Source organism: Fulverythrobacter fulvus, from assembly GCF_037154085.1.
Classification (GTDB): Bacteria; Pseudomonadota; Alphaproteobacteria; order Sphingomonadales; family Sphingomonadaceae; genus Andeanibacterium; species Andeanibacterium fulvum.
Window position 1 is genome coordinate 363,827 of sequence record NZ_JBANRM010000003.1, and the last position, 18,374, is coordinate 382,200.

Below are 18,374 nucleotides of genomic sequence, written 5' to 3' on the forward strand. Positions count from 1 at the left end.
GAAGAGGCCCACGGCGACACGTGCGACGAGGCGGCTAAACGCCCTGCAAGTGGCTGGCCGGGTGGGACAATTCGCCGCGCGAATACCCCACCCGACCGCGAGACGTGCGATCAGACCGGCAGGCCGACGTAATTTTCGGCAATCGCCGTCCGCGCCGCACGGCTCGAAGCGATGTAGTCCAGTTCGGCCACCTGCATTGCCCGCTCGAACGGCCCATCCTGCGGGAAGCGATGCATCAGCATGGTCAGCGACCAGCTGAACCGTTCGGACTTCCACACGCGGGCGAGCGCCTTGCCCGAATATCCGGCAATCGCATCGGGATCGTTGCGGCGGAAGAAGCCGGTCAGCGCATCTGCGGCATAGAGCACGTCGCTTGCCGCAAGGTTCAGGCCCTTGGCTCCGGTCGGCGGCACGATGTGGGCGGCATCGCCGCACAGGAGCAGGCTGCCATAACGCATCGGCGCGAACACGAAGGAACGCAGCGGGGCGATGCTCTTTTCCAGCGAGGGCCCGCGGGTGATGCGCGATCCGGCATCGGGGCCGAGGCGGATCGCCAGCTCGTCCCACAGCCGGTCGTCGCTCCATTCCTCGACCTTGTCGGTCAGTGGGACGTCCACGTAATAGCGGCTGCGGGTCTCGCTGCGCATGGAAGCGAGGGCGAAGCCGCGTTCGTGATTGGCGTAGATCAGCTCGTGGTTGCAGGGCGGCACGTCTGCCAGAATGCCCAGCCAGCCGAAGGGATAGACCTTCTCGAACGCCTGCCCGGCATTGGCCGGGATCGCCTGACGGCTCGGCCCATGGAACCCGTCGCAGCCGGCGATGAAGCGGCAGTCGATCCGCTGCGTGGCGCCGTCCTTGGTATAGGTGACGTAGGGGGCATCGCTGTCAACATCGTGCAGGGCCACGTCGCCCACCTCGTAGATGACGTCCAGCCCGCGTTCGGCGCTGGCTTCCATCAGGTCGCGCGTCACTTCGGTCTGGCCGTAGACGGTCACATGCTTGCCGGTAAGCTCGGCCAGATCGATGCGGATCAAGCGCTCGCCATCGGCAAGGTTGAAGCCGTCATGCACCAGCCCTTCGGCCTTGAGCCGGGCGTCGAGCCCCAGCCGCGCCATGAGGTCCACCGTGACCGTTTCCAGTACGCCAGCGCGGATACGGCCGAGCACATAATCGCCGCTCTGGCGTTCCAGCACCACGCATTCGATACCTTCCGCGCGCAGCAGATGGCCGAGCATCAGCCCGGCAGGGCCTGCGCCGATAATGCAAACCTGGGTCTTCATCGTCCTCACCCGAATAGTCGAAAGTGGCGATTTGAGCTTGTGCGCGAAAAATTGGAAGGGACGCGGGCGACCATCTCTGGTATTTTCCGGACATGGTCCGCAGCCCCACACCCGTCCCGCATTATGCCCTGTATGGCGAGGACACATCGCCGGAATTCGGCGATTATGTGCATTGCGAGACGATCGCGGCGCGCAGCCGCCTGTATGAATGGGAAATCTCCGCCCATCGCCATCTGTCTTTGTCGCAGGTGCTTTTCCTCGCCTCGGGCGGGGCGGATATCGTGCTGGAAGGCAAGCATTCGCGCGCCACAGGGCCGCTGCTGGTCTTTGCACCGCAAGGCTCTGTCCATGGCTTCCGCTTTACCGAGAATGCCGTGGGCTTCGTGCTGACGCTCTCCCGCGAGTTCCGCGTGGCGCTGGGCGAAGACGATCCGCTGGCCGCCTATCTGTCCGCCGCCGCTCTGGTGCCGCTGGACCTGCGGGCAAAACGGCGGTTGATGGTGCTGGGACGGCAATTGCTGGAAGCCCAACGCGACAGTGCCGGGCAAGGCCGTGCGCTGCTGGAGCGGGCGCTGGCGGAAAGCTGGCTGCGCGTGGCCACGGCCCCGCTGGCACAGCCCGAGACGCCCGGCCTCCCACCCCAGCTCGCCCGCTTCCAGTCACTGGTGGAGCGCCATTATCGCGAACACCTGCCGCTATCCTTCTATGCCGAGGAACTGGGATGCACGGAGCGGACATTGTCCCGCCTCACCCGCGCCGCCTGGGGCATCGCGCCCAGCGAAGTCCTCCACCGCCGTATCGCACTGGAAGCCCGCCGCGTGCTGCGCTTCACTAATGCAAGCTGCAGCGAAGTGGCCGAAGAACTGGGCTTCGATGACCCATCCTACTTCTCGCGCTTCTACCAGCGCATGACCGGACGCAGGCCGAGCGAGGAGAAGAGGTAGCAGGGAATGAAGGGGGAGTGAGGACAGAAGCAATTACTCGCCACTCGCCATTCCCACGAAGGCGGGAACGACGAAAGTGGGGGCACTATGCTCGAAATCAGCTCACCCCATCACCCAAACAAAGGCCGTCCCTCGCCCTTCGCCGATTGCCGCGAGCAAATCCGCCACTGGCTGCGGCGCATCCTTGCCGTCCGCGATCAACCTAAACGCTCGGCCCTGTTCGCGGGCGATCCCCTGCGCGAGGACCATGCCGGACCAGCCGGTAACACCCGCCAGCATGCGCCCGTCGGAGAGCCAGCCCGCACTTCGACCATAGAACAGCCCGGCAAGGTCATTGCCCTTTTCGGACAAGGGCAGCGCGCCCTTGCGCGCATGGCCTGCGGCGAGACGCCCTGCGGGCAGCATGGGGTCTGCAATGATGCCTGCTGCCGGGTCGGGCATCGCCAGGGCAACGCCCGGCACCAGCGCGGCGCCTGCGGCGAGGACTGCCCCGCCAAGGACCTGCCTGCGACTGGCGCGCATCATTTCGCCTCCGGATTGTTGCGCGTGAGATAGGCGGCGATCTGGCCGAGTTGCTCGTCGCTCACTTCCACCCGGGTGATCGCGGGCATGGAGCCGATGCCGTGGCGCACAACCGCCTCCACATAGGATGGATCGAGATCCTTGCGATTGGCGAGCATCGCATCCGCCTCGCCCAGACGGCGGGCCAGCATCATCGTGCCGGTGCCGACCTTGGCGTGGCACAGCGCACATTTCGCCTCGAATACCTTCTGGCCCGCTGCGACCCTGTCGGCCCCGGCAGGCGCGGCAGGCGTCACGGCATAGGCGGTTCCGGCGGCAAGCGAGGCGAGCCCCGCGAATGCGATCAGGCCCTTCATGCCGCGCCTCCCTTCAAGGCTGTGCCGATCCCGTTCTTGCCCGGCGCAATGATGCCGTTGGGATCGAGCATGACCTTCAGCCGCTCGTTCAGGCGGAACAGGGCGTGATTGTTGAAATCGAAGCCACGCGCAATCCGGTCCATGAAATCCGGATGGGTGCGATATTCGGCATAGCCCATCTTCGCGGAATCCTCGATCAGCGTCTCGAACAGCTTCCTGGTCCGCGCGATCATGTCCGCATTGTCACGATCATAGATCAGCAGGTTCACATTGCTGATGTGGCGGCGGCCCATGGTGAAGCTCGTGTAGTAGTCCAGCCCCGCCTCCTCGAAGCGGGCCTTCATCCGCTTTGCCTGCGCGAGCGCCAGCGCGCCATCCGGAGGCATGACCGGCGAGAAGCCGACATGCCCGCCCCGGCCTCCGTGCCAGTTGACGATCTGCAGGGCCAGCACGCTGGGAATGCCGCGCGCGGATTTCTCGATCGGATCGCCCTTGCGCCATTCGGTGAATTCCAGCGCCTTGCCCAGCTTCGGCTCGATCATGTCGCGCAGCACCTGCATGTGGCTCTTCACCGTGCCTTCATAGCCGAACAGGCGCAGGGTGAAGCTCCACCAGCCAGAGCCGTAATGATCGATGATCTTCTGGCTGACATCGTCAGGGATCGCGCCCGGCCCGTCATACCATTCGGACCGCTGGGAGAAGACCGAGGCATCGTGCAGATAATTACCGAAGACGATATTGTGCTGGATCACGTCGCGGCGGCGCAATTCGGCCAGTACATCCACGGCCCAGGAAATATCCTCGAACTTCGGCAGGTTGATCGTCACCTTGGCGGACATTTCCGGCTCGGGCTGCAGCCAGACCCCGGCCTTGGTGACGATTCCGAAATTGGACTGGACGAACATCTGCGCCCAGTCCGGGCCGAAGCCGTGCTGGTAATGCTGCCAGGCCTTGCCGCCTTCCATGGCGCCCATGCCGGTGCGGACGATCTCGCCATCGGGCAGGACGACCTCCAGCCCGCAGAGCATATCGGTATGATCGCCGAAGGGCGTGTAGCCGATACCGCGTTCCAGCGCATTTCCGATCACGCTGCCCCAGGCATTGCCGGGGACGGACATCCACAGCGGAATGTCATTATCCTTGAGGTGATTGTAGAGATCGAAGAAGCCCACCCCCGGCTCGATCAGGGCATGGGCGAAATGCCCATCCGCCTCGATCCGGTTCATGCGGCTCATATCCAGCACCACCGTACCGGGGATCGCCGGAGCGGCGGAGCCGTAACCCAGGTTCTTGCCCCGCCCGACCGGCCACAGCGGAACCTTGTGGCGATTGGCCACGCGCAGCAGGGCCTGCACTTCCTCTACACTGGCAGGCGCCAGCGCGGCGGAGGGCGCGTGATTATGCCCGTCGCCCAGCGCATAGGCGTCCAGATAGGTCTCGCGGTCGCCATCGGTCGCCAGCACCCACTGATCGCCCACGACGGAGCGGAAATCGGTCAGGGCCGCATCGAAGGCGGCGGCGCTTATGCCCTTGGGCAGCACCAGTTCCATATGTTCTCCCAACTCCCCTTCTTGCGGGGCCGATTATGTTATTTCGCCTTGCTCGCTTCGGCGGTGGCCTTGAGATAGGCCGCCACTGCGTCAATATCGGCGTCGCTCAACTCGCTCTTGCGGAACATCGGCATGGCGCCGATCCCGTTGCGGACGAACAGGCGGATCGTGTCACCGTCAAGATCGTCGCGCAGTTCCAGTTCGCCCGGCAATTCACCCTGATAGCGCATGGCAAGCGCCATGGTGCCCGGCAGCATCGGCGCCCCGTCGTCACCCGGCCCCGCCGCATGGCAGGGGGCACATTGATGCTCGAAGATCGCGCGGCCCGGCAAGTCCGCCTTCACCAGATGCGGCGCGGCGGCCGGAACACGCGCAGCAGTTTGCGCGGTCTGCCCGCTTGCTCCGTCAGCTCCGAAGGCCGCCCATGCCAGCGGCGCCAGCGCAAGGGAGAGCGCCATAATAGCTAGCCGCCTCATTTGCGGAACCTCCGGGGCCAGATGCCGCCGCGCCCGGGCGCGACGATCCCGTCGGGATCGATCGCGTCCTTCAACTGTTCGTGGAAGCGGCGCAGTGCGTGGTTGTTGAAGCTGTAGGTGTCGGCCACGTCATCCTGATAGATCGGCGCGGCGCGGTAATCGCCCCAGCCATGTTCGGCGGCGACCGCCACGGCCTTCTTCATCGCAGCATGGACCTGCGCATTCAGCGCCGGATCGTCATGCTTCACCGAAGGCGCGAACACCATCTGGAAGGCATAGCTGTGCCAATAGAGCGGCGCGGTGGTGGCGTTGAAGAAACGCCCGGCCAGCGGGAATTCGCGCAAGCCGTCGCACATCACGCGCTGCATCTCGAACACCGCCTCCCCGCTACGAGGCAGGACGGGGAAGAAGCCCACATGGCCATTACCGCTGACGATCCGCCAGATACCAAGGCTGGGCACGCCCAGCGCGCCATAGCGGCGGATGCCGGTCTTGTAGGGCTGGGTCGTGTTAAGCAGCTGCTCTTCGGTGGCGGGCAGCGGGAAGTGGTCCCCGTCGATCGCCTTGGCTCCGGGAATGTCAGCCAGGATACGCTGCTTGGCATATTCCCAATTCTCGCGCGTGGCGGCTTCCGGGCCGAAGAATTGCAGGTCCACCTGCCAGCTGGGCAACCCGGCCTTGTCCGCCGCCGCATCCATTTCAGCATCGGAAGGGCCGCCCTGCTTGGTTGCCAGAGCATAGAACGCCTTGTCCCCCATCAGCGCGGCCAGCGGGCTGCCATAGACCGCTTCCCCGATCAGCGAACTGTCGGAGAGATAGTTCACATGCTCCACCAGCTTCACGAAATCGCGGCGGCGCGGCACGGTGATCAGGCCGGTGCGATAATATTCGGGCAGCGGCATCAGGCGGAAGCCCATCTTGGTCACGATGCCGAAATTGCCCTGCGCGAACAGGCCTGAAGGATCGGGCCCGAAGCCGTATTTATATTCCTGCCAGCTTTGCGATCCCGGCAGCGCGCCCATGCCGGTGCGCATCACCTCGCCATTGGGCAGGACCACCTCCATGCCGCAGCTGGCGCCGAAATGGTCGCGGAACTGGGGCATGGTATAGCCGATGCCGCGTTCCAGCGAGTTGCCGATGGGGCTGCCCCAACCCGGATCGGGGCAATCGATCATCACCTTCAGGCCCTTGTCCTTGATGTGACGATAGAGGTCGAAATAGGAAACGCCCGGCTCCACCAGTGCGAAGTGGCGCTTGTCGTCCACTTCCAGCACGCGGTTCATGCGCTTCAGGTCCAGCACCACGCTGCCGGTGACATTAGGCGAAGGCCCGCCATAGCCGAAGTTCTTGCCGGTCGAGATCGGGAACAGCGGCACCTTGTAGCGCCCGGCGATCCGCACGATGGCCTGTACCTGCTCCACATCGGCGGGCGCGACAGCGGCGGAGGCATGGCGCTCTTCCGGCTGGTTCCACACGGGCGAGAAGCTGTCGCGATAGGGGCCAAGGTCCTCCTCGCTGGACCAGACCCAGTCCGCGCCCACTGCGCCGCGCAGCTCCTCAAGGAAGCGCGCGAAATTCGCGGCATCGAGATCGGGGGGAAGCACTGCCACGGGATCAGCCCTTCTTCACACTGGGATGAACGGGCGCGATCACCCAACTGATCGGCCCATCCATCCTGCCCGAACGGCCGGGCATGTCCCTGCGGCTCACCACACGGCGGCCGCGATCCCACGAAAGGGTTTCCAGCACGAACAGCGCATCGCGCCCGGTAATGCCGCCCAGCACGAAGCCAGGCTTGCGCCACAGCGGATCGAGCGTCTCGAACCACAGCTGCGTCACATCGCCATCGAAGCGAAGCACCTGCACACCGCCCGGATTGGCGATGATGCCGGGCGCGTGACGGGCATCGACCACCAATGCGTCCAGCCCGTCAGGCACATGGGCCATGGCGCGGGCAGAACCTCCCACCAGAGCGGGCACAACCGCGCCCCATTTCATCAGGTCACGCCGGCTGATCATTTGCCTGCCCCCTTGGTCTTCACATCGTCCGGATTGACCCCGCGCTGCTCCAACGGAGCGGTGAGGAAATCGGTCAGTTGGTCGAGTTGTGTGTCAGTGATCTCCGTCTTGCGGAAAGGCGCCATCCAGGCGACGCCGTTGCGCACGAAATAGGCGATCGTGTCCTTGTCCATATCGTCGCGATGGACCAGCGCGGCGGGCAGTTCGCCCTCATACTTCACCCGCAGGGCCGATGTTCCGGCCAGCTTGGGATCGGGCGCATGGCAGGGGGCACACCAATGTTCATAGACCGCGCGGCCTTCCACCAGTTGCGGCGAAGTCTTGCCCAGTGTGGGATCGCCCTGCGTCATCATGCCCGGCGTCTTGGCCGGAGCAGTCTGGGTCTGCGCCTGCAGGGCATAGGCGCCCACCAGCGCCAGCGCGCCCAGCGCGATATAGGCCGCCTTCATGCGTGCCTCCCGTCACGAAGATGCTTGGGCCAGACACCATAGCGCCCGGCGGAAAGGATGCCGTTGGGGTCCAGCGCATCCTTGATCTTCTCGTTCACCCGGCGAAGCATGTTGTTGTTGAAGCTGTAGGCATTCATCACCGCATCCTGGAACGCGGGCGGGCAGCGATATTCGCCCCAGCCATGTTCGGCGCAGATCTGGATCACTTTCAACACGGATTCGCGCAGGCGGCGGTTCTTTTCCTTGTCCTTGTAGACCGGCACGGCGGCAAACAGCACGAAGGAACGGGTCCAGCAAGTGACCGCCGGGCTGAACATGAATAGCGGAACATCATGTTCCGCACAGGCCTGCCGCATCACGCGATTGGCCTTCACGAAGCCCTTGCCGCTGCGCGGGATGATGGCGGAAAACCAGATATGCCCGTCACTGGGGTTAAAGTCCCCGAAGCCGCGCGAGCCGACCGCGAAGATCTCCATCGAAGGAATCCCGAAGCGGTTCTTCTGGATCTTGTCCATGTCTTCCGGCCGCAGCGGCAGTTTGACGAACTGGTTTTCCTTGAACTTCACCCCTTCGAAATGGGCGAAGCGTTCCTGCACATAGTCCCACTGCGCACGGATGACCTTTTCGGGGCCATAGAACACCATCGATCCGCGCCATGCGGCCAGGCCGGTTTCGCGCACCCGGCGGTTCATTTCCTCTTCCTCGGGGATTTCCGCGAAGATCAGCGGATTGCCCTGCGACAGCACGGGCGAACCGATGGAAGGCATGCCGTTGAAGATGTTGCCATATTCCAGCTCGTTGAACAGATCGACCATCGGGTCGATATCCGCGAAGCGCTGCAATTCGACCGAGCAGCTCATGTAAGCTTCCGGCTGCGGAAACAGCCAGAAGCCCATCTTTGTCACCACACCCAGCGTGGACTGGCGGAACAGCCCGTCAAGGCAGGGACCGATGCCCATCTTGTATTGCTGCCAGGTCTCGCTGCCGGGCAAAGCGCCCATGCCGGTGCGGAAGAGCTCGCCATCGGCCATCACCGCCTCGATCCCGCATTGCGCCTCGAAATGGCCGCGATAGGGGGCCGCCGTATAGCCGCCGCCGGAATCCAGCGCATTGCCGACCATGCTGCCCCAGCCCGGATCGGGCACGTCGATCCACAGCTTCGACCCGGTTTCCTGCAGATGGCGGTACATGTCGAAATAGGACACGCCCGGCTCGACGAGGCAGGAGGCATTGCCTTCGCTCACCTCGATGATGCGGTCCATCCGCTTCAGGTCCAGCACCACGCTGCCGGAATAGACCGGGGCCGAGCCGCCATAACCAAGGTTACGCCCGGTGGAGACAGGATAGAGCGGAATGCCGCGCGCGTTGGCGGAACGGACCACGGCCTGCACTTCTTCCACCGTCTTGGGCGCAACGGCGGCGGAGGCAATCCTCTCGTCCTCCTCCCCCCACAGGACCGAATAGAAATCGCGATAGGTGTCCACATCGGGATCGGAAGTGAATACCCACTCCTCCCCCACGGCGGATTTCATCTCGGCGATGCCGTCAGCAAAAGTGGCGGCCGAAATACCCGGCGGTGTGCGCATATTGTCCCTCCCGGACCGGCGCTCAATCCAGGAGCGCGGTCGATTTATGCAAGTGCATAAATTCTGCCTCCTCCCCCGTCAAGCCGCACGCCCATGAGGGCCAGGGCTGCCGCATCCCAGGGCCGTTTCCTGCCCGATGTTACGTAATGGATGCGTTACATTACCGTAATTTACTTGTTGCCCGCCCCTGCTTCCCTAGCGCTGGCTACTCACAAACCGCGAGCGAAGCTCGCCCCTTTCGAGAGGAATGCAAGTGCTGGGCCTCGATGCCGCGTTGCGCCCGCGCAGCGGCGCCACGGCAGCCGGGGAATGACCGTGCTGCTGCCTTTCACAGTGTCGCTGATCTGGCTGCTCGCCATGCTGGTGGCAGCAGTGGCCTTGCAGGATTCGGGCCGCAGCCTGCGCAGCGCGCTTATGGCCATGCTCGCGTTTGCGGCAGTGCTGGCGGGAGCTTTGCAATTGAGCCCGCAGCCCAACTGGATTGGCGTGCTGGTGAGCCTGGCAGCCAGCTGGCGCCTGATCGCCGGCCCGCTTCCGCGCGTCGGGGCCCTGATCGCCGGGGCCTGCGCTGGACTTGCGGCGGCGCTGCAGATCGGCGGCGGCATCGCAATATGGCCGGCGGCCGCGGTGACGGGCGGAGCACTCGCTATCGCCTTTCTTCTCGCCAGGCCGGGCCAGGGCAATGGCCAGTTGCGCGGTCATGCACTGATCCTCGCCGCACTGGGCGCTCCGCTGGCGGGGCTTCTGGGGGACCTTCTTTACGGCTGGCAATCGGCCACCGTGCTCAGCCAGGACGCGGCGCAATCCGCCGCCCCGGCTCCGCCCGCATGGGCAATCGCAATCGTGGGGCTGGCGCTTACCGCCGGCCTCGTCAGAGGAATGTGGATCAGGCGATGAATTTCTCGGAAGTCCTCGAAAACGGGCTGTTTGCCTTGGGGCAGGTGCTGCGCCTGCCGGTGATACTGTTGCTGTGGGTCTGCGTGGCCGCCACACTCTTCTACGCCGGGACCTATCTGGTGGAAGCTATCCGGCGTCGCAGCGAACGGGCGGGTTTCGACCTCAAGCGATGGCTGCAGGAAGGCCGCGTGCTCGACACGCCGCAAGAACGCCAGGTCTCCCTCCCCGCCAATCTGCGCGCCATGCTCGCATCGATCCAGCAACTCGACGCCGCCAAGGCGCTGCATCATGGCGGGCTGGAAAATGTCGTCGCCGAATATGAGGAGCAGTTGCGCCACGGGCTGGATGGACCGCGCGCCCTGATCAAGGTCGGGCCGAGCCTTGGCCTGATAGGCACGCTGATCCCCATGGGCACATCGCTTGCCGCGATGGCGGGCGGCAACCTCAATGCGATGGCGGGGCAGATGGTGGTGGCGTTCACCAGCACGATCATCGGCCTTGCGACCGGCACGGTCGCCTATGGGCTGGTGGTGCTGCGCCAGAGCTGGGTCAGCGCCTCGATCCGCGAGCAGCGCTATCTCGCCGAAGTGATCGCGGCCGAAATGGAGGGCCAGTAATGGGCCGCTTCATCAAGCTCGCCGCGCCGGAGGAACCGGCAGAGGAAGACCCGTTGGCGGGCGTCGCCAATTTGTTCGACGCATCCATCGTGTTCATCGTCGGCCTGATGATCACGCTGTTCTCGGTCTACAATATGGGCGACCTGATGAGCGGTGAGAGCGAAGTCACCATGGTGAAGACCGATGCCAATGGCATGCAGGAAATCATCGTGAAGAAGGGCGAGACCATCAAGGCCTACAAGATGTCCAGCGCCACCGGACAGGGTGACGGCGAGCGGCTGGGTGCCGCTTACCGCCTGGCCAATGGGCAGATTATCTATGTGCCCGACGCGGAAACTCCCGAAACCGAAGGCAAGCCCGCCGACAATGCCGTTGCTCCGACCCCTTAAGGCCCTGCTTGTCGCCCTGCTGTTGCTGCCTGCTGCCGTCCATGCGCAGCAGGTGGCGCCCGTGCGGCTGGGCTATGTGTTTTCGGACGGCAACATCCCCGGCACGCTGGCCGCCTTCCGCAAGCTGATGGAGGAACGGCCGGACCTGAAAGACAAAGTGGAGCTGCAATTTCTGGCGGAATCCACATTCGAAGAAGTCGATCCGGCCAAGCTCTCCGCCAGCGACGTTCTGGTCTACGACATCATGAACGAGCAGATGCTGCGCCGTTTCGACGATGAAAAGAAGCTCGATCTCGTCGGCACCATCAGCCGCAACGGCACGGTGCTGGGCGTCGGACAGGGCTTGCAGAGCGAGGAATTCTTCGCGGAACTGGGCGTGACATGGGTGCCGCGCGCCCGCGCCTATTGGGAACATGGCGGCCCGAAGAACCAGCTTGCCCTGATGAAGCTGGCGCTGGCCAAGGCGGGGATTGCCGGATTCGATGCCCTGCCCGATCCCGAGCCTTCGCTCGATTTCGGCTATTACTACCCCGATGGCGAAACCGGCCGCGTCTTCGCCACCTGGGACGAATTCCAGAGCTGGCGTGCGGCGAACGGCAAGCTGCACCCCGGCGCCCCTCGCGTGGCAGTGGGCTTCTTCAAGGCGAATTATTACACGGGTGATACCGGCCTGCTGGACGCGATCATCGCCGAGGTGGAACGGCGGGGCGCGGAAGCCATCTCAGTTTTCGGCTATCCCGGTGCGATCGCCTTCCAGAAGCTGCTGGGCGAAGGCAAGGACGCGCGCGCCGATGTGGGGCTCGGCCTGTTCTTCCAGTTCAACGATGCGGATTCGGCCAATGTGCTGCAAGGGGTCGGAATCCCGGTGCTCAACCTCATCAGCCTCTATGGCCGCAGCGAGGAGGACTGGCGCAATTCGCCGCAGGGCCTTTCCGCCTTCGAAGGCACCTTCAACCTCGCCTCTCCCGAACTGGCGGGGACCATTGCCCCCACGGTGGTAGGCACCAAGGAGAAGGTGCTCGATCCGCTGACCGGGCTCAATTCCGTCATCACCAGCCCCATCGCCTCACGTGTGGAAATGGCCGTCAGCCGCGGGCTGAAATATGCGGAACTGTCCCGCAAGCCGAACGCGGAAAAGAAGGTCGCGCTGATCTATTACAACTACCCGCCTGGCAAGGCGGGCATTTCCGCAAGCTATCTCAACGTAGCGGAAACGCTGGCCAATATCCTCCAGCGCATGGCGGCAGAAGGCTATGACATTGGCGGCCCCGCCCCCTCGGCGGACGAGGTGCTGGCGCAGATCACCACCAAGGCCCGCAATGTCGGCAGCGATGCGCCGGGCGAGCTTGAGCAAATGATCGCGCAGGGCGGCGCCAATCGCGTGGATGTGGAAGATTATCGCAAGTGGCTGGATGCCCTTGCCCCCAGCCTGCGCGCCAAGATCCTGAAGGATTGGGGCGATCCGGCGGATGGTAAGCTGATGACCGAGCGCCGGGATGGCCGAGTAAACCTGATCGTACCGGGCGTGCAATTCGGCAATGTCCTGCTGATGCCGCAGCCCAACCGGGCCTGGGGCGAGGATCTGGAGAAGCTCTATCACGCAACGGACCTTGCCCCGCCGCACCAATATGTCGCCACCTATGCCTGGCTGCGCAATGGCTACAGAGCGGATGCGGTGGTGCATATCGGCACTCACGGCACGCTGGAGTGGCTCGACGGGCGCGACGCCGGCCTGGGCGAGGAAGACGCGCCCGACGCCCTGATTTCGGACCTGCCGGACCTCTACATCTACAATGTGGACGTAGTGGGTGAAGGGCTCGTCGCCCGCAGGCGCGGCATGGCCACTCTGGTGGATCACATGGTGCCGCCCTTCACCGAAGGCGGGTTGACCGAAGACCTCGCCAAGCTGAGCGAGCTGCTCAACGACCATACGAAGAACGAGAGCAAGAATCCTGAACTCGCCCGCATTTATGGCAAGCAAGCCCGCGAACAGGCAGTGGAGCTGGGCGTGGCCAAGGATGTCGGTCTCGATCCGGATGTAGAATGGACCGACGCGCAGCTTCATCAGGTGGAGGATTACCTGCTCGAACTGCGCGGCCAGATCATCCCCTATGGCATGCACGCCTTTGGCCGAACGCCGGTTCCCGATGCCGTGGACAGCACGGTGAAGGCGATCATGAGCGTGGACCGCTCCGCCCTGCCCGATGTGCAGGAAGCCTTCGCGGACGATATGCGCCAGCGCATCCTCGCTTCCGGCCCGCGCGAGCTTGACGGCCTGATGCTGGGCCTCGCCGGGCGCTTCGTGCCCGCAGGCAAGGGCGGGGAGCCGATCCGCAACCCGGATTCCTATCCGACGGGCGCCAATTTCTACGGCATCGATCCAGACAAGGTGCCCAAGCCTGCCTCATGGGAAATGGGGTCGAAGCTCGCCGAGGAACTGCTGCAGAAATCCTTCCGCAAGAACGGCAGATACCCTTCCAAGGTCTCCTTCGTGATCTGGGGGGACGAGACCATGCGCCATGAAGGCGTGCTAGAATCGCAGATCTTCTACCTGCTGGGCACGAGGCCCGTGTGGGACCCGCGCGGCAAGGTGGTGGGCGTGGATGTGATCCCGCGCGAACAGCTGGGCCGCCCCCGCGTGGACATCGTGATCGCCTCCGCCGCCGAAGGACTGTTCGGCAATGTCACTCGCCTGATGGACGAGGCGGTGCAGAAGGTGAAGGCGCTGGACGAAGCCGACAATCAGGTGCGCCAGCATTATCTCGAAATCAAACGCGTGCTGATCGAGAAAGGCGTCGCTCCCGAAGAGGCTGACAAGATGGCCGGCGTGCGCATCTTCGACGAGCCGCCGGGCAGCTACAACCTCAACACATCCAGCATCGTGGCCGCCAGCGGATCGTGGGATGACGAGGCGGGCTTCGCCAATGACTACATCCGCAAGATGGGCCACGGCTATGGCAATGGCTATTGGGGCCAGCCCATGCCCGACGTATTCCGGCTGGCGATTTCCGGCACGGAAACCATCGTCCATTCCAACTCGACCATGCTCTATGGCACGCTCGATAACGATGACATGTTCATGTATATGGGCGGCCTTGCCTCCGCCGTGCGCAGTCTTGATGGCACGACGCCGGACCTCCAGATCACCGACACGCGCGATCCCGGCAAGCCCGCCATGACCGGGCTGGACACTTTCATCGGCCGCGAATTCCGTTCCCGCTACGTCAACCCGACCTGGATCGAGGGGATGCAGAAGGAAGGCTATGCCGGCGCAGGCGCGATGCGCGAATTCGTCGAATATCTCTGGGGCTGGGATGCCACCGCCAGCGATGTGGTGGACGATGCCATGTGGCAGGAAACCTACGAAACCTATGTGCTCGACAAGCGCAACATGGGCATGAAGGCCTATTTCGAGAAGAATTCCCCCTTCGCCTATCAGGACATAACCGCCCGCATGATCGAGACGATCCGCAAGGATTACTGGAAGGCCGATGAGGCCACGCGCAGCAAGCTGGTCAGCGAATATCTGGAAAACGTCACTACCCACGGCGTGAACTGTACGGCGGTATCCTGCGGCAATGGGCGGCTGCTGGAATATGTGATGCAGGAAGCCGAGCGCAGCGGCGTGCCGGCCCCCATGATCGCCAAAGCGCATGCCTCTTTCGAGAAGGCAATGGGCCGGACGATCGAAAGCGCGGCGGAGGAACTGCGGGACTTTGCCCGCCGCAACGATGCGCGCGAGGCGACAGAGCGCCAGCAGGCCCGCGACCTGGTCGCGCATGGGCGCCCTGCCCCGGCGCAACAGGGTCGCGCGCCCACCGAGGCCGCCGGGAAGTCCGCCAAAACCGAGCCTCGGGCACAGGCCCCGGCAGGCTCCGCCCCCGCTCGCAACCCGCAGCTCAAGGGGCAGGTAATGACGGAGGAAGACCGCACGCCCACCATCCGCACGCCGGAACGGGCGGAGCTTCCGCAATTGTCCACCAGCGGCCTGATCTGGCCTGCAATATTGTTCGTGCTGTTACTGCTGGGCTGGAACTGGCGGGAACGCCGTCTGGGTGGCGCCCTCAGCCCCGCCTAGGGATCGAAACGGGCAAACTGCGCGCGGGACCATGTGACCTGCGCGTGGCCGCCCGTTCCCTCCATCTCGTAATCGTTCCAGGCGACCAGGAAACCGTCCCCGCTCGCACGGATAGCCGGGATGGAGGACTTGCCCGGCCCGCCGGACAACTGCCGCATCTCACCCAGCGGCTTGCCTGTACTATCGAACCCTTGAGCGAAGATACGCCTTTCACCGGCGGCCTCGTCGCTCCACACCAGACCGATCCGGTCCCCGTTCCATGCAAGATAGGCGCCGATGGACTCGCCCTCGCCGTGAGTGGTCCGGATCGGCTCGGGCATCCGGCCGTCGAGGAATTGGGCAAGCGGGCCGACGGCGAGATAGACCTCGCGATTGCCGTCGCGTTCGTCGAACCAGGTGAGCGCAGCCATTCCCGCGTCATTCACCTGCAGATCGGGATAGAGCGAGGCATGGCCATCATCCGGGGTGAGTTGCACCTGTCGCAGGTCTCGGCCCGCGATCTCGATCAGATGCAGTTCGTTGGTCGCCCCCGCGCCCGCCGCATCATAGGCGAGGAGCATCGCTGCACCCGTGACGGTGGCATTGAGGTTCCACGTATCGCGGTCCGCCCTGCCCACTTCGCGCGGTGGCATCAGCGGCTTGCCCGCCAGCGAAAACTCCCGATACCAGATCGCCGGATCTAGCGCCGAAGTGGCGGCAGACGGCTGACCGATCCACGCGACGCGCAACCGCCCTTCGGCCAAGCGTACAACCGGGTTACGCGACCAATCCTCGCCCTCTTCCAGCTGGACGAGCCATTTGCGGTTGGCCGCCGCGTCCAGCCCGGCAAGCCAGCCGGAAAGCTCGTTCGAGAAGGGGTTCTTCTGATACCAAGCGGCAACCGGCCCGCCCTCGGTCAGGACAAGATCGGGTTCATAGGCAAAGGCCCGGCCTTCGCTGCTCGCCTTGATTGCTGTCCCAGCCGGTTCTCCCGCGCTGGTCAGCCGCTGGAGATAGATAGCGGCTTCCTCGCCCGCTCCGCCATGCCACGCAGCCCAGGCTGCGTGCGGGGAAACGGCAAGGCTCAATTCGTGAGCCCGCATCTCTCCCGTCGCCACTGTCGGGGCAGACACATGCGCGCAGCCCGCCAGAGGCAGGAGAAGCGGCAAAAGGCACCGCGTCCACTTGCGCGGCATGGCCATGGCGGAAACGCGCCCGGTCAGAACCGGGCACTGATCCCGGCATAGGCCGAAGTGCCCGGCGTGGCGAAGCTGAAGACCTCCTCATAGTCCTCATTCAGCAGGTTCTCGACCCGACCGAACACGGAAAGGCCCTTTATCACCTCATACTGGGCATTGAGGTTCACCAGTGTGAACGGGTCCATGGAGACGCGCACCGGAACCCAGCTTGGATCGGTATAGGCGACATCGTCGGTCCGGCCGTTATACCGCACGGTCAGCGTGGCCGAGAATTTCTCGTCCTTGCTGAACCAGGTGGCGTTGAAGCTGGCGATGTCGCCCGGGCGGCGCACCTCTACCACGCCGTCTTCCTTGGCATTGAGATAGGTGTAGGAGGCATCGAGCCGCAATTGCGGCACTGGCCGCGCCGCAAGGAACAGTTCCACGCCATTCTGCTTGGATTTGGTCACCCGGTTGCTGGGTGTCGCGACGTAATCGGGCGCGGGATAGGTGGTGTAGATTTCGTCCGTCAGCACGGAATCGAAATAGGTCGCCCCCAGCGTGACCTTGCCATCCATGAAGCTCTGCTCAAGCCCGGCTTCCCAGCCCTCGGACTTCTCCGGCTTGAGGTTCGGATTGCCGATATATCGACCATCCATATAGCCATAGAGTTCGAAATAGCCGGGGTTCTTCACGCCCGTGCCATAGGCCGCGCGGATGCGGGTATCGGTCGGCAGGCGATAGCTACCCTGCACGCGCCAGGTGGTGGCATTGTCGAAGCGATTATTGTCATCGTGCCGGACGGACACGCCGGCGGAGAAATTCCCGGCATAAAGCTCATACTGCCCCACCAACCCGACATTGTCCGTGTGGCGCCGGCCATTGAAGGCATAGGGGCTGGTGTTCTGAAATTCCTCGCGCTCCACATCCACAGCTGCAGTCAGACGGTGCGAGATCGCATCATTGCCCAGGCGGAGGCTGGACACGAAGCTGCCCTTGTAGCGCTGGCCCTTGTCACCATAATTCAGGCCATCGAGATTGAAGCCCTTGCGCTGCGTGTCGGAAAACTGGCCCGTCAGCGTGTTGGTCCAGCGTCCGTCCAGCGCGGTCAGTTCAGCCGCCAGCAGGCCATAGAACGCCTCATTGACATAATGGACGCCGGGACTGTCCACGATGTGGCCGAAATCCGGCTTGGTGCTGTCATTCTCGGTGTCGTTCGTATCGGCGTCGGTCCAGCTGTAACGCAGCACGCCCGTCAGCTTGAAATTGTCGGAGGGCGTCCAGTTCAGCTTCGCGCTGGCGCCAAGGCTGGTGGAAGCCAGATCGCGCACGCCATCACGCGCGGTGGGATAGCCCGACGTATGGTGCAGGCTGCTGGAAACGGCGTAGTCGAAATCGCTCGACGCACCGGCCACGCGCACCGCGCCGCCAACCGTTCCGAACGAGCCGCCCTCGCCCCTGATGCTGATGCCGGGCGCCTCACGCCCGGACAGGGTGATGTAGTGGATCACCCCGCCAATCGCATCCGAACCGTAGAGGGAACCCTGCTGCCCGCGCAGGACTTCGATCTTCGCGGCCGGATCGGAGATCAGAGTGCCGAAATCATATTCGCCCATATAGGGGTCAGCTGCCTCGATCCCGTCGATCAGCACCAGCACGTGATTGCCTTCCGAGCCACGCAAGCGCGCTGCCGTCTGGCCGCCAATGGCGCCCGTACGGCTGATCGCCACGCCGGGCACGTCGCGCAAGATATCAGAGACCACGCGGGTCTGGCGCTGCTCCAGCGCCTCGCTGTCGAGCACGGTGACCGAGGCACCCAGCTGATCCGCACGCACGCCGTCACCAGAGCGGGAGGCGGTTACGACGATGGCCGCCGCCTCGTCCTGCGCTCCGGAAGCTTCGTCATCGCTCTCCGCCGCATGACCCGCCTGCGGAAACGCAGCCAAAGCCAGGGCAGCCAATGCCGCAGAGCCCGAAATATACGGCCGGTACTTGCGTGACGTGAACTTCCTCATCTTCCCCCAACTCCGAATATATCTGCGCAGACCGCGTCA

The 18,374-nt window shown here is 64.1% G+C and carries 16 protein-coding genes; 5 read left to right on the top strand and 11 right to left on the bottom strand.

The features are described 5' to 3' along the window. Positions 1-110: 110 nt before the first annotated feature. Positions 111-1,280, bottom strand: a complete 1,170-nt coding sequence (pobA, locus tag WFP36_RS11350; protein WP_336980605.1) for a 4-hydroxybenzoate 3-monooxygenase — start codon at positions 1,278-1,280, stop codon at positions 111-113. Between the two features lie 92 nt (positions 1,281-1,372). Here pobA and WFP36_RS11355 point away from each other — a divergent pair, with 92 nt between their 5' ends. Next, complete coding sequence (locus tag WFP36_RS11355) at positions 1,373-2,224, top strand: helix-turn-helix domain-containing protein (protein WP_336980607.1); 852 nt, start codon at positions 1,373-1,375, stop codon at positions 2,222-2,224. 102 nt (positions 2,225-2,326) lie between these two features. Here the strand turns inward: WFP36_RS11355 and WFP36_RS11360 are convergent, their stop codons facing one another. The 8 genes from WFP36_RS11360 to WFP36_RS11395 are packed head-to-tail and all read right to left on the bottom strand — an operon-like array spanning position 2,327 to position 9,182. Continuing rightward, the gene (locus WFP36_RS11360) at positions 2,327-2,749 is read right to left on the bottom strand and encodes a hypothetical protein (protein WP_336980609.1); all 423 of its coding nucleotides are present in this window, start codon (positions 2,747-2,749) and stop codon (positions 2,327-2,329) included. After that, on the bottom strand, positions 2,746-3,102 hold the full coding sequence (locus WFP36_RS11365; RefSeq protein ID WP_336980611.1) for a c-type cytochrome: 357 nt from the start codon (positions 3,100-3,102) through the stop codon (positions 2,746-2,748). Before WFP36_RS11365 ends, WFP36_RS11360 begins: the two co-directional genes overlap by 4 nt. After that, positions 3,099-4,652, bottom strand: coding sequence for an FAD-binding oxidoreductase (locus WFP36_RS11370; protein ID WP_336980613.1), 1,554 nt, complete (start codon positions 4,650-4,652; stop codon positions 3,099-3,101). Before WFP36_RS11370 ends, WFP36_RS11365 begins: the two co-directional genes overlap by 4 nt. Before the next feature lie 38 nt (positions 4,653-4,690). After that, positions 4,691-5,110 (bottom strand): c-type cytochrome, encoded by a 420-nt coding sequence (locus tag WFP36_RS11375; protein ID WP_336980615.1) that lies wholly within the window; start codon positions 5,108-5,110, stop codon positions 4,691-4,693. A 14-nt stretch (positions 5,111-5,124) separates the two neighbouring features. After that, positions 5,125-6,738 carry an FAD-binding oxidoreductase gene (locus tag WFP36_RS11380; RefSeq protein ID WP_336980616.1) on the bottom strand — a complete coding sequence of 538 codons (1,614 nt, stop codon included), beginning with the start codon at positions 6,736-6,738 and terminating at the stop codon, positions 5,125-5,127. A 4-nt stretch (positions 6,739-6,742) separates the two neighbouring features. Next, positions 6,743-7,147 carry a hypothetical protein gene (locus WFP36_RS11385; protein ID WP_336980617.1) on the bottom strand — a complete coding sequence of 135 codons (405 nt, stop codon included), beginning with the start codon at positions 7,145-7,147 and terminating at the stop codon, positions 6,743-6,745. After that, complete coding sequence (locus WFP36_RS11390; protein ID WP_336980618.1) at positions 7,144-7,596, bottom strand: c-type cytochrome; 453 nt, start codon at positions 7,594-7,596, stop codon at positions 7,144-7,146. The genes WFP36_RS11385 and WFP36_RS11390 overlap by 4 nt, the downstream gene beginning before the upstream one ends. Continuing rightward, positions 7,593-9,182, bottom strand: coding sequence for an FAD-binding oxidoreductase (locus tag WFP36_RS11395; RefSeq protein ID WP_336980619.1), 1,590 nt, complete (start codon positions 9,180-9,182; stop codon positions 7,593-7,595). Before WFP36_RS11395 ends, WFP36_RS11390 begins: the two co-directional genes overlap by 4 nt. 309 nt (positions 9,183-9,491) lie before the next feature. On the opposite strand from WFP36_RS11395, the gene WFP36_RS11400 reads away from it, so the two are divergent. Genes WFP36_RS11400 through WFP36_RS11415 form a run of 4 tightly spaced genes read left to right on the top strand, consistent with a single transcriptional unit; the run spans position 9,492 to position 15,163 of the window. Next, positions 9,492-10,079: a hypothetical protein gene (locus WFP36_RS11400; RefSeq protein WP_336980620.1), complete on the top strand. Its 588-nt coding sequence runs from the start codon at positions 9,492-9,494 to the stop codon at positions 10,077-10,079. Further along, on the top strand, positions 10,076-10,696 hold the full coding sequence (locus WFP36_RS11405) for a MotA/TolQ/ExbB proton channel family protein (RefSeq protein ID WP_336980621.1): 621 nt from the start codon (positions 10,076-10,078) through the stop codon (positions 10,694-10,696). The genes WFP36_RS11400 and WFP36_RS11405 overlap by 4 nt, the downstream gene beginning before the upstream one ends. Further along, a complete protein-coding gene (locus tag WFP36_RS11410; protein ID WP_336980622.1) occupies positions 10,696-11,085 on the top strand; it encodes a DUF2149 domain-containing protein in 390 nt (129 codons plus the stop codon). The genes WFP36_RS11405 and WFP36_RS11410 overlap by 1 nt, the downstream gene beginning before the upstream one ends. Then, positions 11,069-15,163: a cobaltochelatase subunit CobN gene (locus WFP36_RS11415; RefSeq protein WP_336980623.1), complete on the top strand. Its 4,095-nt coding sequence runs from the start codon at positions 11,069-11,071 to the stop codon at positions 15,161-15,163. Before WFP36_RS11410 ends, WFP36_RS11415 begins: the two co-directional genes overlap by 17 nt. On the opposite strand, the gene WFP36_RS11420 is transcribed toward WFP36_RS11415, so the two are convergent. Both WFP36_RS11420 and WFP36_RS11425 read right to left on the bottom strand, forming a co-directional pair. Beyond that, positions 15,160-16,275, bottom strand: a complete 1,116-nt coding sequence (locus WFP36_RS11420) for a hypothetical protein (protein ID WP_336980624.1) — start codon at positions 16,273-16,275, stop codon at positions 15,160-15,162. The two genes, WFP36_RS11415 and WFP36_RS11420, sit on opposite strands and share 4 nt — an antisense overlap. Positions 16,276-16,361: 86 nt before the next feature. Further along, entirely contained in the window at positions 16,362-18,335 is a 1,974-nt protein-coding gene (locus WFP36_RS11425; RefSeq protein WP_336980625.1) for a TonB-dependent receptor plug domain-containing protein, read from the bottom strand. Between the last annotated feature and the right edge of the window lie 39 nt (positions 18,336-18,374).